Consider the following 13,892-nt stretch of genomic DNA (forward strand, 5'->3'; position numbering starts at 1 on the left):
CAGCTCTTACCTTTTCTTCAAATTTTTCATTTCTATTATAAGAGCTTATCATAAGGACTCTCCATTCACTGTCTCTTCACCTTCTTGATCAAAAAGTGTTTCTTTATTCTCATGAAACCGTCGCAAATCAGCTGTTATTTTTTTCAAAAGTCCATTATTAACCATCTCATAACCAACGCGGATAGCAGAAGCAAAACCGTTAGCATTAGCACTCCCATGGCTTTTGATCACAACACCATTCAACCCCAAAAGCACTCCTCCATTCACCCTCTCGGGATCCATTTTGTGTTTCAGCGTACGAAAAGCACCCCGCGATAAAAAATAACCAAGAGATGTTAAAAAAGAACTGCGCAGTGCAGAGTTTAAAATCTCTCCTATCTGTCGCGCGGTTCCTTCTGCGGTTTTTAAAGCAATATTACCAGAAAACCCCTCTGTTACAACAACATCGACTGTTCCTTTTCCAATGTCATTGCCCTCAACAAATCCTTTATATTCCAATCCTTCTAATTGCACTTCACGCAATATCATTCCTGCTTTTTTTATTTCATAAAGTCCTTTAACCTCTTCCACCCCCACATTTAAAAGCCCAACACTTGGTCTTTCAGTGTGATATAAAGCGCGAAACATACCCGCTCCCATAACCGCCAAATCAACCAACTGACTAGCAGAGGCACCAATTGTTGCTCCAATATCTAAAACGATACTCTCACTGCGAAGTGTTGGCCAGATACCCGCAATACCAGGACGTTCAGCCTCTGCTAGCATTTTCAAACAAAAATAAGACATGGCCATAAGTGCACCCGTATTACCAGCAGAAATGCAAGCATCAGCTTCACCATTTTTTACCGCTTCAATGGCGTACCACATTGATGATTTACCACGTCCATTACGAAGTGCTTGGCTTGGCTTTTCATCCATGCGTGTATAACTTTCTGTAGGGCAAAAGCGCGATACAGAATCCAAACAAGGGTATTTTTTTAAAACCGGACGAACGTCCTCCTCTATTCCATAAAACAGAAAATAAATATTTGATAAATATTTTTGTACAATTGCTGCTCCTGCAATAGCTGCTTCTGGACCGTAATCACCGCCCATGACATCCACAGAAATTCTAATCACGCTTGCATATCCCACATCTTTTCATTTACATCTTTAAACACATATTATGATTTTTTGGCTCCTGAACACTCACAAAGCAAATCTTGCAAAAATCGCTCCGCAGAAAATACCGTTTAGCATACAATAGATATTTTTTTTATGTTTTTACAATCACTTCCAATTTTTCAAAACAGAAAATGGCGAGAATTTTTGCTCTGCTTCTTCTAAATTTTCAACCATATCCATCTTTATCCCCTCTTTACGTGGATAATGATTAATAGACAACTCAAAAAACTCTTCCATGATTGCACCAATATCAATTTTATCATCATAAAACACTTCAGGAGTATCAAGCCCCTCCACATCTAAAAACAATTCCCCTGTATCCTCTGATGTTTTCGGCTTCATCAAATTTGAATCTTCAGGAACAAAAACAACCTCAATATTTTCACAAAGGATATTTTCTAATGGTTCTAATGTAACAACACATAACTGTAGTATGCGCGCTTGCAACAGACCTTTTATACGCACTCCGCGTTTTTTCCACGGGAAAATATGGAAATTTCCCTCACAAGATTTTACTTCAATTAAATCATGGTTCTGAGCTAAATGTGTACATTCTTTTTTGTTTGCACAAAAATGAACCCTTATACCTTTAGCAGGTAGAGAACGTACGGATATTGGATAAGCCAAAGCAAATGTCATTTGAGGAACATTTTGAACATTCATTGACAACTCCCAAACATAAAAACGCATAAAATACTGTGTTTTTATTTATCTCAAGTATTCATGCATTTTTTTCTTTTCTAAAGAAATTCTATATGGCATAATTTGCTTTATAACAGGGAAACTCAGTGTAAGCTACGGTAGATTAAGCTAAAAAGAAAAAACTTGAGGTTGCCTTCTTGTCCTACACCTCAGTATAAAAAGGAGATATCATTGTTTCAAATGCCTCACATAATAGCCTTAATCAAACGTAAATTATTGATTGGTCTATCAATAGCAAGCATAGGAATGCTTGCGGGATGTAGTCTTCTCGATTCTTCAGGTTCGAGCCAAATTTATAGAGAGGGCTATGTTCTTGATAAAAATGCTCTAAGTTCTATTGCTATTGGCTCAAGTCAAGAGCAAGTTCTTTTAACTTTAGGGACCCCTTCATTAAAAACAAAATATGATAATGAAGTTTTTTATTACATCTCACAGACACGCTATCGTGGGATGCAGTTTATGAAAACAAAGATTATTGATCGCAAAGTTTTAGCCATTTACTTCAATAAAAATAATCAGGTTGCAAAAGTTGCTAATTACGGATTACAAGACGGTCAAGTATTTGATTTTATTACACAAACAACGCCAACTGTAACAAAAGAACATCCTTTCTTAATTCAAATTATAAAAGGCCCTGCGAATTTGCCACCCCATAACTAAATCATATAGTCTACATACCGTCTCAATATTATTAGGTCTGATACTATCAGACCTAATAATAGGGGGGATTTTTAGCTCTTATAGGCGGACTTTTTTTGCCATACTGTCGAGAACTGCATTAACAAGTTTTGGCTCATCACCTTCAAAAAACGCCTTCGCTATGTCAACATATTCATTCATGACAACCGCAACAGGAACATCTTTACGGTTGATCAACTCCCATAAACCTGCTCGTAAAATTGCTCGCAATATAGAATCAAGACGTGAAAGAGACCACTCAGCAGAAAGCTGTTGATGAAGCAGAGGATCAAGCTGCTTTTGATCTTTTACAACACCCGTTATAATAGCCAAAAACCATTGAAAATCAGCTTCAAGATACTGGTCTCCATCGATATCTTTTCCCAAACGATAAGCTTCATACTCAGCTGCTGTTTCCATAACCCCCGAACCCACAATATCCATTTGATAGAGGGCTTGAACTGCAGCGAGTCTTGCTGCTCCACGTTTATTGGCTGAACGCGGAAAATGTCTGCTTTTTATATCAGCCATATTTAACGATTATCTCCAAATCTCTTTTTTAGAGCGATCATACATAAAGCAGCTTCAGCCGCAAAACCACCTTTATTTTTGTCATCTAGTTTTGCACGCACCCATGCTTGTTCTTCGTTTTCAACAGTCAAAATACCATTTCCAATAGCCAAATGCTGATGAACAGTTAAATCCATCAATGCACGACAAGAATCATTAGCAACAATTTCAAAGTGATATGTTTCGCCCCGAATAACACAACCAAGAGCAACATAACCATCATAAGATATGTTATTTTGTTCAGCAAAAGCTATTGCACTTGGTATTTCTAATGCTCCAGGAACCGTTACAACATCATAACTTGCTTCAGCTTTTTGCAAAGTATTCACTGCACCTCTCAAAAGCGCATCAGAAATCCCCTCATAAAAACGTGCTTCAACAATCAATACGTGAGGCTTTTTACGTATCTCTTTCTTCATAATGGAATTCCACAAAAACGAATCAAAAAAAATCAAGGTTATAAAGCATAAAATTCTGAAAACGATCAATAGAGTTTTGGCTTATTCATCTTCTCTTTTTAAAGCAAAAAGTTTCGCAGCATAACGAGCAAGTTGATCAATTTCCAAATTGACCCGATCTCCAATTCTAGCTTGTCCCCACGTTGTCATTTCGAGTGTATGGCGAATAATAAGAACATCAAAAACACAATCCTCAACACCATTAACAGTCAAAGATGTCCCATTAAGTGCAATAGATCCCTTATTGACAATGAAAGGCATAAATTGTCTTGCAACTTTTAAATAAAAACGAATTGCATCCCCTTCATTTTTTTGATCAATAATTTCAGCCAAACCATCAATATGACCAGAAACCAAATGTCCTCCCATTTCATCACCTAATCGAAGCGAACGTTCCAAATTAACAAAAGTTCCTTTTGTCCATTGTGCAAGATTACTCAAACGCAATGCTTCTTCCCATGCTTCTACAGCAAACCAACCAGCAGTCGCTTGTTGTACCCCCCGCTCTACAATTGTCAGACAAATCCCTGAACACGCAATCGATGCACCAATTTCCAAACTCTGTATGTCATAGCGTGTAGAAATATCTAAACGCACCCCTTGCTTTAAAGGTTGTACATCTTCAACACAACCGATGTCTGTTATAATCCCTGTGAACATAATGTCTTACGTCTCCATTTATAAAAACGGTCATTTCCAAACATTCTTGATTCAACCTTATGAAATTGCGAAAGATAATTTCCAAAATGAGGGGCTTCAACACGACCTTCGCCTAAAATAACGGGTGCATAAAAACATATCAAATGATCCACACAACCAGCATTTAAAAACGTTTCCCCTGTCTTTACGCCCCCTTCCAATAAAACACTATTAATCCCATGTTTATAAAGCATCTGTAAAAGAGCAAAGGGTTCTACACAACCATTGTTCATCTCTACCGAATAAACAGACACACCATATTGCTCCAATGCATTTTTTTTGCTTTTCTTTGAAAGATCCACATCACAAATAACCCATGTAGGAATTTTCATGGCTGTTTGGACAACTTTTGCATCAAGGGGGATAGATAAATCTGCATCCAAAATAATACGAATTGGTGAGCGCACCTCCATCCCTGGCAAGCGGCAATTGAGTTGTGGATCATCTGCTAATATAGTACCAATACCAACGAGGATAGCATTATTTTGAGCACGTAGAATATGCGTATGGGCATGAGAAAGTGTTCCACTAATTTTTACGCTGCCCTTTTCTCTTTTTCCAACACCATTATCAGCAGAAATTGCCATTTTAAAAGTGACCGCACAGCGTTGTATCTTCCTTATGCACCAATGTGTCCATAAAGATTCAAAAGCCTCTTCAGCTAAAATGCCCTCAACCACTTCAATACCCGCTGCTCGCAAAAGAGCAATACCATGACCATCAACACGCTTGTCACAATCAGTCAGCGCAACAACAACTCGAGAAACACCTGAATCAATGAGTGCATTCACACACGGCGAAGTTTTTCCATAATGCGCACAAGGTTCTAAAGTAACATAAGCAGTCGCTCCTTGAGCTAAAGAACCAGCCATATGTAAAGCTTGCACTTCCGCATGAGGACTCCCATGAATAGCTGTTACGCCATAGCCAACAATAAATGCCCCCGCACTATTATCGTTTCGCACAATTAACGTACCAACGGAAGGATTTTCACCTGTAAGACCGACATGACGTTCTGCTAAACGAATAGCTGCAGCCATAAACCGTTCATCTTGCACTTTTTTATTCATCAAAACGAGATTCTGTATCCGCGATACCCTTTGACAATTCATCTATAACATCGTGAAAATCGCTTGCATTACGAAAATCTCGATACACAGAAGCAAAACGAATATAAGCAATATCATCAATTCTTTTCAATGCTTCCATCACAAGATGTCCAATTTTTTCTGAAGCAATCTCTGGTTCTCCCAAACTTTCAAGCTGGCGCACAATGCCAGAAATTGCTCGTTCAATATGATCAGGATCAATATTGCGCTTACGTACAGCCACATCAACTGAACGCATTAACTTATCACGATCGAATGGTTCACATCGTCCACTTTTTTTAGCAACCAAGAGCTCACGCAACTGAACACGTTCAAAAGTTGTAAAACGACCACCACAAACGGAACACACACGGCGGCGGCGAATCACTGCCCCCTCTTCTGCTGGACGTGAATCTTTAACCTGTGTATCCTCATATTGGCAGTAAGGACAGCGCATCTTTTGTGTCCTTAACGAGTACTAAGATAAGAGTAAAGAGGAAATTGACTCGTTATATCTTTTACCTTTTTCTCAACAGCCATTTCAACGGCATAATTATCTTCATCACTTTTTGCGCTCCGAAGACCATCAAGAACTTCTGAAACCAGATGACCAACTTGAATAAACTCTTTTTCTAAAAAACCACGTGTTGTGGCAGCAGGTGATCCCAAGCGAATTCCCGATGTTATAGATGGCGTTTCAGGATCAAAAGGAATACCATTTTTATTGCAGGTAATATGAGCGCGCCCCAAAGCCAATTCAGCACGTTTACCTGTTAGATTTTTGGAACGTAAATCAACCAACAACAAATGATTATCTGTACCACCAGAAACAATATTAAAACCATTACTCTGTAATATTTTTGCTAAAGTTTTCGCATTAGCGACCACATTGGCACTGTAACTCTTGAAAGAGGGACGCAAAGCCTCCTCAAATGCAACAGCCTTTGCGGCAATTACATGCATTAAAGGACCACCTTGAAGACCAGGAAAAATTGCAGAATTAACTTTTCTGGATAAAGACTCATCATTTGTCAATATTAAACCACCACGAGGACCTCGAAGCGACTTATGTGTTGTTGTTGTTACAATATGCGCATGTGGAACGGGTGAAGGATGCACGCCACCAGCAACAAGACCGGCAATATGAGACATATCAACGAGTAGATGAGCACCAATCTCATCTGCAATTTCACGGAATCGTTTCCAATCCCATAGCCGTGGATAAGATGAGCCACCCGCTATAATAAGTTTGGGCTTACGTTCTTTTGCAAGCTGCTCAACCTCATCCATATCAATAATCTGATCTTCTTGACGCACACCATAGGAAACAACATCAAACCATTTTCCTGACATATTAACAGATGAACCATGCGTAAGGTGACCACCAGCATTTAAGTCTAATCCCATAAATGTGTCACCAGGCTGAAGTAAAGCTAAAAAGACAGCTTGATTCATTTGGCTACCAGAATTAGGCTGTACATTCGCAAAAGCAGCACCAAAAAGCTGTTTTGCCCTTTCGATGGCTAAATCTTCAACGACATCAACAAATTGACACCCGCCATAGTAGCGCTTTCTTGGATAACCTTCTGCATACTTATTAGTTAAAACAGACCCCTGCGCTTCAAGGACCGCCCTTGAAACAATATTCTCTGAAGCAATCAGCTCAATTTCATGTTGTTGACGCTCAAACTCCCCTCTAATTGCATCAAAGATTGCACCATCAACAGTTTGTAAATTATCATTAAAAAAGCGCTTTTCTGCGTCACTTGCTTGCTGAGTCATAAAACACGTTCCTAACATAAAAAAAATAAAGTCACTGAACGATAACACAGCAAACCATGCAAACCAAACATTTTAAACCACTTACACTCAAAAATAATGATGCAAATATTTATCTTACTCTTTGTTATAAAAACAGTGAAAAACTTCCCTCTCAAGAATGATGAAAAATGAGATTACATTTCTTTTTTTACACTCTTATTTGTTTACACCTTTTACAAAAGGTATCTATAATCTAAAGAAATTCAATAATTTAATGATTAAAAATAATTTATAATGTGAAAAGCTGAATATAATAGGCAAAGTTAATACAAGGCAAATAAGAATGCTAACCAAAGTTTTTATTGATGGTGAACATGGCACAACCGGACTACAAATACAAAAACGCTTAGAGAAACGTACAGATTTAGAACTACTCTCTCTTGCTCATAAAGATCGCCATAATGTTCATCTGCGACAAGACTATCTTAATCAAGCCGATATTGCTATTTTGTGTCTTCCAGATGATACTGCACGCGAAACAGTTCATTGGCTTAAAAAAAATAAAAACATTAGGATTATTGATAGCTCGACAGCCCACCGTGTTGCACCAGACTGGATTTACGGTTTTCCTGAAATGACAGCAGGACAAAGAAAGCGCATCCAAGCAGCACATTATGTAACCAATCCTGGGTGCTATCCTACCGGTGCCATTAGTTTGATTCGCCCACTCCGTGAAGCAGGACTGCTAGACGCCTATTATCCCATATCGATTAACGCAATCTCCGGCTATACTGGTGGTGGAAAACAGTTGATTTTACAAATGGAAAATCAATCTCAACAAAACATTCAGGACAATTATTTTATCTATGGTCTTAATCTTGAACACAAACATGTGCCAGAAATTAAAATTTATGGACAAATCAACAAAACCCCAATTTTTATACCAAGTGTTGGTCGTTTTCCCCAAGGAATGATTGTGAATCTTCCTCTGCATCGCCATTTATTCACAAAATCAGCAAACTGTTCTGATTTGCGCGAAATTCTCGCAAACCATTACGATGGACAAAATACCATTTTAGTTGCATCACAAGAAGAAACTGCTTCACTTCAAAGACTTAATCCAGAGTGTTTAGCCAATAAAGATAATATGAAACTGTTCATATTTGGAAATGATCGTGAAGGTATTTTTAATCTCAGCGCCATATTCGATAATTTAGGAAAAGGCGCATCAGCTGCGGCTATCCAGAACCTCGACTTAATGCTTTCAAGCGACTAAAACTCCCTAAATACAAACTTTTATTCAACAACGCGATATGCCCCTTTCGTTGCTCGCCAGTGCGCAACCGCAAAACACAACACTGCTAGTGCCATACTTTGGTGAATGAGCCCTAAACTTATCGGAACCTCATGTAACAGCGTTAAAATACCCAAGAGTGCTTGAATAATAATCATAACACAGATAAGAAATGCACGACGAGAATGGGTTGAATGTGGAATGTTTTTTTGTACATAGAAAGCATGAATAACTGAGATAATAAATAAAAAATAAGCAAAAAACCGATGAATAAATTGAACCATTAAGGAATTTTCGAATAAATTGAGCCAAACAGGACGAAGCTGCAACAATCCATCAGGAATAATCTGCCCATCCATAAGAGGCCATGTATTATAGACTTTTCCAGCATGAAGCCCCGCAACCAAAGCTCCAAAATAAATCTCTATCAAGACGAGAACAACAAGCCAAGCCGCAAAATATTGCACCTTTTGATTTGCTGGCTTTTCTGAGTATTCTGCAAGTCCTCGAGATAAATAAGTAACAAAAACAATAACAAAACATGCCGTTATAAGATGAAATGCCAAACGATATTGGCTCACACTTGTTAAATTGCTTTGCCCAATCCCTGAAGCAACCATCCACCAACCAATAAAGCCTTGAAAGGCGATAAGAATAGGCACGATAATAAGCGGGAGTAAGATATTTTTTTCAACACGCTTAGTCGCCCAAAACCAAATGAGCCCCAATAAAGCAACAAGACCAACAAGACGCCCAAGAACACGATGCGCCCATTCCCACCAAAAAATGACCTTAAAAGCACTTAAGGTCATATCAGGATTAAGCAGCTTATATTGTGCTATCTGTTGATATTTTAAAAATTCCTCTTGCCATTGATCCACACCAATCGGTGGAATAACGCCGTGTATTGGCTTCCATTCCGTTATAGATAATCCTGATCCCGTCAAACGAGTAGCGCCACCTACTAAGACAATTGCTAAACAAAGCAATAAAATAGAGTAAAGCCACACCTGTATTTGTTTTCTATTTTTCTTTTGCACGGGCGTTAAAATGCTATTGTTTAATCTCTTTACTGCCATCTCTGATTGCCCCACGCTTCTCTCCAACTACAATGCATTTTAAAATTTAAACATCAAATCTTTGTGTATTTTAGTATGTACTATAACTTTAGCAAAAAACAAGCGTACTACTATAACATGTGATACATATTTCTTTTTTACGAAGTTTATGATGCAACAACGCGATAAACAGTCTTTGGAAAGCTGCTTACCATCCGCATCATCCATTCTTGTTCATTAAGAACAGTATTACAAATATAATAGTCTGTTAGCTCTGCAAATTGCTCAAATCCATATTTTGGTTCGCTTGCCATCTCAAGGATGATAAAGTCATATTCTTTTTTAAATTCTTGTAATATATGAGAAATGTCATTTGAAAAATCTTGTGCAGAAATAGCACTTGTTAACCCCTGAGGAAGAATATCAACCCCCGTATCATAATCACGGTAAATAACATCATGCAACTGGGCATTGCCCGTTAAAATATCACTCAGTCCGCGATGTGGACCAATGACCTTCTCTATTTGTTGACCAGAAATATCGACCAACAAAATTGTTTTGTTCTCTTTTGTGAGATGAAGTGAAAGCTTTGCCGCTGTCCGTGCAGCCTCTGGTCCAATGATTGAAATAATGGTCGAAGCACGCCATTTCAAAACATCAGATAATCCCTCTATCGTAATAAAAGCTTCAAGATTTTTCATTTCTTGAGAGACTAAAATACTCTCGTTCTTCTTAAGAGCATTTTCTTTTGATCTCAAATCCTCTTCTGAAGGTTGATCTTTTTTGCTTTTAAAGCACGGATAAAATAACAATATTCCTAGTAAAAGAGTAAGGAAGCTAGCCAATGCACTCACAAAAATATTTTTTCCATAAAGAGCCATAAAAGAAATTGGTGCTAACGTTGTTGGCATAACCACGTGGATATTTGTGTTTTGTAAAAGAAGAGGATCATCACTCAATCTCCGATATGAACCAATAATTTTTTCTCTTCGTTGAGCAGAGTTACTCATCGCTTTATTTTGTGCATCGACTGCTGCTTTTATTTTATTTTCAAACTCGTTAAATATTTCATTCAAAGATTGGGATTGATCTTTTACAAAAAAGTTCATTCTTTTTTTGAGCTGTTTTTCTAATTCCGTTGCAATAACCTCATCTGAATGAACTTGATAAACGATTTGTAAAATTTTATTTTTTAATTGATGAGAAACTGTTTCTAATTCCGCAGTCATTGCTTTAATTTGAGGATGTGTCCACCCCAATTGCACCGCCATATGTGCTCTTTGCGTTTCCAAAAGATCACGTTTAGATTCCAGAGCAACAATTGCTGAATTACCTGCAATAAACGATAAAGACAATAAAGACTGTCCCTTTTCACGCATCGTGTTAATCGTTGAGTTCAAACTTGTTAAATGAATACGCTTTAAAGTTGCTTCCGTTAATTGCATAGAAAGATCATGAAGCTCTGTTTGTTTTACACCCTGCTGAATAAAAGACTCAACAGATGTACGAAATCCCTGCACGATATTAACGATTGCGGTATTATCATATTGTTTGTCTTCTAATTTATCATTTAACAAGAATTGTTTCTGTTTTATAATTGCTTGTGAAAATGCGGAAAACCAAGTTTCCAACCCACGTTGAGCTGCTTCAAGTGTCTCAGCTTCAAAAGTCAAATCGATAAAATCACCACGACGCGATAAACGGATATTTTCATGATTTTTTTTCTTATTAAAAGCACTTAAAGAAAATTGCGAATCATTGAAGAACATAGGCTGTGAAAACAAAAAGGCGATAACATTGTCTTGCTTTTTGATTGGTAACGGTTTTCCTACAGAATCAGATAATGAAAATATTAAAGTTGCTTGGTAACCACGGGGCTGGACAAAATAATACAACCAAATCAAAGATATACATAGCACTTGTAATAGCAAAACAATCAAAATGCTTCGCCATACGGTACGTACGAATAGTCTTTTATTACACTTAAGACTCATCTTTATTTTAACCAGCAAAATACTTCTTCATATTGTTTTATTAAGAGAAAGTAGTAACTATCCTCTTAACTTGCTGTCATATTATTTTCAGATAATAAAAACATAAAATTTAAGCACAAATGTTCAGCAATAGCTTTAAAGAACTTAATTCATATTTTTTTTGATGTTCTCTAATTGTTTTTTTGCTTCAGAAGTAATAACGGCTCTAATGGTAACAGACCCATCATCATGTCCTTCTTGCATTATTTCCGCAGAGTTTTCATAAAACCAATCGATAAGCGACATTTCATGAGGTTTTAAAAGATATTCAATGCTTTGCACCTCTCCAAAAATTCGCTTTTCAATGGCTCTTAATAATTGATCGAGTCCATCCCCCTTAAGCGCTGATACCATGAGAGCAGGATTTAATCGTGTTTTTGCGCTTGTTTGTAAAACATTCAATGCCTGCTCATCCAACATATCAATCTTATTCCAAACTTCTATGATATGCTCCATATCATCAATATCGATATCAAGACTTGAAAGCACTTCTAAAACATCTTGAGCATGTGCACGATGATCAAGATCTGACATATCTCTTACATGAAGAATGAGATCCGCTTCAACCACTTCTTCAAGGGTTGCTCTAAAAGCTGCAATCAAATTTGTTGGCAAGTTAGAAATAAACCCTACAGTATCAGACAAAAGAATAGTTTTTCCATGGGGAAGAACAACTTTGCGCAAAGTCGGATCAAGCGTTGCAAATAACATATTCTTTGCTAAAACATCTGCACCACTTAAACGGTTAAAGAGAGTTGATTTTCCTGTATTCGTATATCCTACCAGTGCCACAACAGGATAAGATGTTTTTTTCCTTTTTGCTCTATGAAGTGCACGTGTTTTAATAACCGTTTCCAATTCGCGTCGAATACGAATAATTTTCTCTTGTAAAAGACGCCTGTCTGCTTCAATTTGCGTTTCACCAGGTCCACCTAAGAAGCCACGCCCCCCCCGTTGCCTTTCCAAGTGCGTCCAACTACGCACAAGTCGCCCTTTTTGATAGGACAAATGCGCTAACTCTACTTGCAAAACTCCTTCTTTTGTTCGTGCACGATCCCCAAAAATTTCAAGAATCAAAGCCGTTCTATCGATAACTTTGCAATTCCATAATTTTTCTAAATTACGCTGCTGTACTGGTGTTAAAAAGTGATCTACAATCGCAAGCTCAATAGAATATTCATCTATGTAACAGGTTAACGCATCTACTTTACCTTTTCCAAAGAGAGTTGCAGAGCGAGGCGTTGCAATATTAATCGTTTCATAATTAACAACTTCTAACCTTATAGCACACGCTAAGCCTAATGACTCTTTAACACGAGAAGATATCGAACACTCTCTCAAAGAGCTTTCACTTCTATTTTCTTGAAAAATTGGTATCAAAACAAGTGCGCGCACCTGTCCTGTATTCTGCGAAAATATCCCTCCTAATCTCTCATTTTCATTTATCATAGCAATCTAAGTACTTTTAAAATGGGATAAGAGGTCTATCTTAAAATGACATGCTTACTCAGGACTTTCACCCTCAAACATCTGCACAGGCTGTCCAGGCATAATCGTAGAAATAGCATGCTTATAAACCAATTGCGCGTGTCCATCTCGGCGTAAAAGAACACAAAAATTATCAAATGAAGTTACAATACCTGTGAGTTTAACGCCATTGACAAGAAAAATTGTAAGGGAAATTTTTTGCTTACGCACCGTATTTAAAAACACATCTTGCAGGTGTTGTGATCGCTCTGCCATTATTCTTACACCTTCATCTCGATTGCATAAAATATTCGTGCATGCATATCGACTGAAAAATATCCAATTGTCAACGTAGAAGCTTCAAAATTTAGCAACAAACAACTGAAATTAGAGAAAAAACGGCTCTTTAAGGCAATAATAAAGCGCAACTTACGAAAAGCTATATTAAATTAAAAATTTTTCCACTTTATGAGCTTACAATTCAAAGGCATACTTTTATACATCCTAAGCTATTACAGACTATATGTGATGATGAAGCTGCTTCATTTAGAATCAATAAAAGTAAACGGACAACAATATTTATTAACGATCATCGGTATTAATAGAGAGGTATTCGCCACCCTACTGTATATATAACCGCCATTAAATTATCCTTATTTCAAAGACTAGCGGCTTATAAAGTTTTTTATAAACACAAGTTGTAAACAGTATTTTTGTTTTTGTTAGATTCAAATAATAAATTGTTTTTACTATATTTTATAACATTTTTAAACAGGGTATAAGAAACCGCGTTAACTTTATCTTGATAAGTTTTTAAAATTTTTTCCTAAGCATATTCCTTTCTAAATAATTAACAGCTAGTATGTAGAAATTATGTGGAAGAGGACGTATCCCTTTTCCGTCTGTAAGAGTACGAGGCG

14 protein-coding genes are annotated in these 13,892 nt (G+C 37.3%); 2 read left to right on the forward strand and 12 right to left on the reverse strand.

Going from position 1 to position 13,892, the window contains the following annotated elements:
- Positions 1 to 48: 48 nt before the first annotated feature.
- Positions 49 to 1,119 (reverse strand): phosphate acyltransferase PlsX, encoded by a 1,071-nt coding sequence (gene plsX / locus ACFIKB_RS07630; RefSeq protein ID WP_375636058.1) that lies wholly within the window; start codon positions 1,117 to 1,119, stop codon positions 49 to 51.
- Between the two features lie 150 nt (positions 1,120 to 1,269).
- A complete protein-coding gene (locus tag ACFIKB_RS07635) occupies positions 1,270 to 1,827 on the reverse strand; it encodes a DUF177 domain-containing protein (RefSeq protein WP_375636057.1) in 558 nt (185 codons plus the stop codon).
- A gap of 219 nt (positions 1,828 to 2,046) precedes the next feature.
- Here ACFIKB_RS07635 and ACFIKB_RS07640 point away from each other — a divergent pair, with 219 nt between their 5' ends.
- Positions 2,047 to 2,526 carry an outer membrane protein assembly factor BamE gene (locus tag ACFIKB_RS07640; protein WP_375636126.1) on the forward strand — a complete coding sequence of 160 codons (480 nt, stop codon included), beginning with the start codon at positions 2,047 to 2,049 and terminating at the stop codon, positions 2,524 to 2,526.
- 78 nt (positions 2,527 to 2,604) lie between these two features.
- On the opposite strand, the gene nusB is transcribed toward ACFIKB_RS07640, so the two are convergent.
- The 6 genes from nusB to glyA form a co-directional block, all read right to left on the reverse strand.
- Complete coding sequence (gene nusB / locus ACFIKB_RS07645) at positions 2,605 to 3,075, reverse strand: transcription antitermination factor NusB (RefSeq protein WP_015856452.1); 471 nt, start codon at positions 3,073 to 3,075, stop codon at positions 2,605 to 2,607.
- A gap of 2 nt (positions 3,076 to 3,077) precedes the next feature.
- Positions 3,078 to 3,533 carry a 6,7-dimethyl-8-ribityllumazine synthase gene (locus tag ACFIKB_RS07650; RefSeq protein ID WP_375636056.1) on the reverse strand — a complete coding sequence of 152 codons (456 nt, stop codon included), beginning with the start codon at positions 3,531 to 3,533 and terminating at the stop codon, positions 3,078 to 3,080.
- 81 nt (positions 3,534 to 3,614) lie between these two features.
- Positions 3,615 to 4,232, reverse strand: coding sequence for a riboflavin synthase (locus ACFIKB_RS07655; protein ID WP_375644957.1), 618 nt, complete (start codon positions 4,230 to 4,232; stop codon positions 3,615 to 3,617).
- Positions 4,214 to 5,341: a bifunctional diaminohydroxyphosphoribosylaminopyrimidine deaminase/5-amino-6-(5-phosphoribosylamino)uracil reductase RibD gene (gene ribD / locus ACFIKB_RS07660; protein WP_375636054.1), complete on the reverse strand. Its 1,128-nt coding sequence runs from the start codon at positions 5,339 to 5,341 to the stop codon at positions 4,214 to 4,216. Before ribD ends, ACFIKB_RS07655 begins: the two co-directional genes overlap by 19 nt.
- On the reverse strand, positions 5,334 to 5,816 hold the full coding sequence (nrdR, locus tag ACFIKB_RS07665; protein ID WP_015856456.1) for a transcriptional regulator NrdR: 483 nt from the start codon (positions 5,814 to 5,816) through the stop codon (positions 5,334 to 5,336). Before nrdR ends, ribD begins: the two co-directional genes overlap by 8 nt.
- 11 nt (positions 5,817 to 5,827) lie before the next feature.
- On the reverse strand, positions 5,828 to 7,141 hold the full coding sequence (gene glyA / locus ACFIKB_RS07670) for a serine hydroxymethyltransferase (RefSeq protein WP_375636053.1): 1,314 nt from the start codon (positions 7,139 to 7,141) through the stop codon (positions 5,828 to 5,830).
- Positions 7,142 to 7,463: 322 nt separating this feature from the next.
- Here glyA and argC point away from each other — a divergent pair, with 322 nt between their 5' ends.
- On the forward strand, positions 7,464 to 8,396 hold the full coding sequence (argC, locus tag ACFIKB_RS07675) for an N-acetyl-gamma-glutamyl-phosphate reductase (RefSeq protein ID WP_375636052.1): 933 nt from the start codon (positions 7,464 to 7,466) through the stop codon (positions 8,394 to 8,396).
- A 20-nt stretch (positions 8,397 to 8,416) separates the two neighbouring features.
- Here the strand turns inward: argC and ACFIKB_RS07680 are convergent, their stop codons facing one another.
- The 4 genes from ACFIKB_RS07680 to hfq all read right to left on the reverse strand — a co-directional run bounded on the left by ACFIKB_RS07680 (position 8,417) and on the right by hfq (position 13,248).
- Positions 8,417 to 9,493 (reverse strand): COX15/CtaA family protein, encoded by a 1,077-nt coding sequence (locus ACFIKB_RS07680; RefSeq protein ID WP_375636051.1) that lies wholly within the window; start codon positions 9,491 to 9,493, stop codon positions 8,417 to 8,419.
- Between the two features lie 146 nt (positions 9,494 to 9,639).
- Positions 9,640 to 11,466, reverse strand: coding sequence for a hypothetical protein (locus ACFIKB_RS07685; protein ID WP_375636050.1), 1,827 nt, complete (start codon positions 11,464 to 11,466; stop codon positions 9,640 to 9,642).
- A 144-nt stretch (positions 11,467 to 11,610) separates the two neighbouring features.
- Positions 11,611 to 12,954, reverse strand: a complete 1,344-nt coding sequence (gene hflX, locus ACFIKB_RS07690) for a GTPase HflX (protein ID WP_375636049.1) — start codon at positions 12,952 to 12,954, stop codon at positions 11,611 to 11,613.
- A 54-nt stretch (positions 12,955 to 13,008) separates the two neighbouring features.
- Positions 13,009 to 13,248 carry an RNA chaperone Hfq gene (hfq, locus tag ACFIKB_RS07695; RefSeq protein WP_005773461.1) on the reverse strand — a complete coding sequence of 80 codons (240 nt, stop codon included), beginning with the start codon at positions 13,246 to 13,248 and terminating at the stop codon, positions 13,009 to 13,011.
- Positions 13,249 to 13,892 lie beyond the last annotated feature (644 nt).

It is taken from the genome of Bartonella sp. MR110HLJHH (assembly GCF_042194225.1).
Taxonomy (GTDB): domain Bacteria; phylum Pseudomonadota; class Alphaproteobacteria; order Rhizobiales; family Rhizobiaceae; genus Bartonella; species Bartonella grahamii.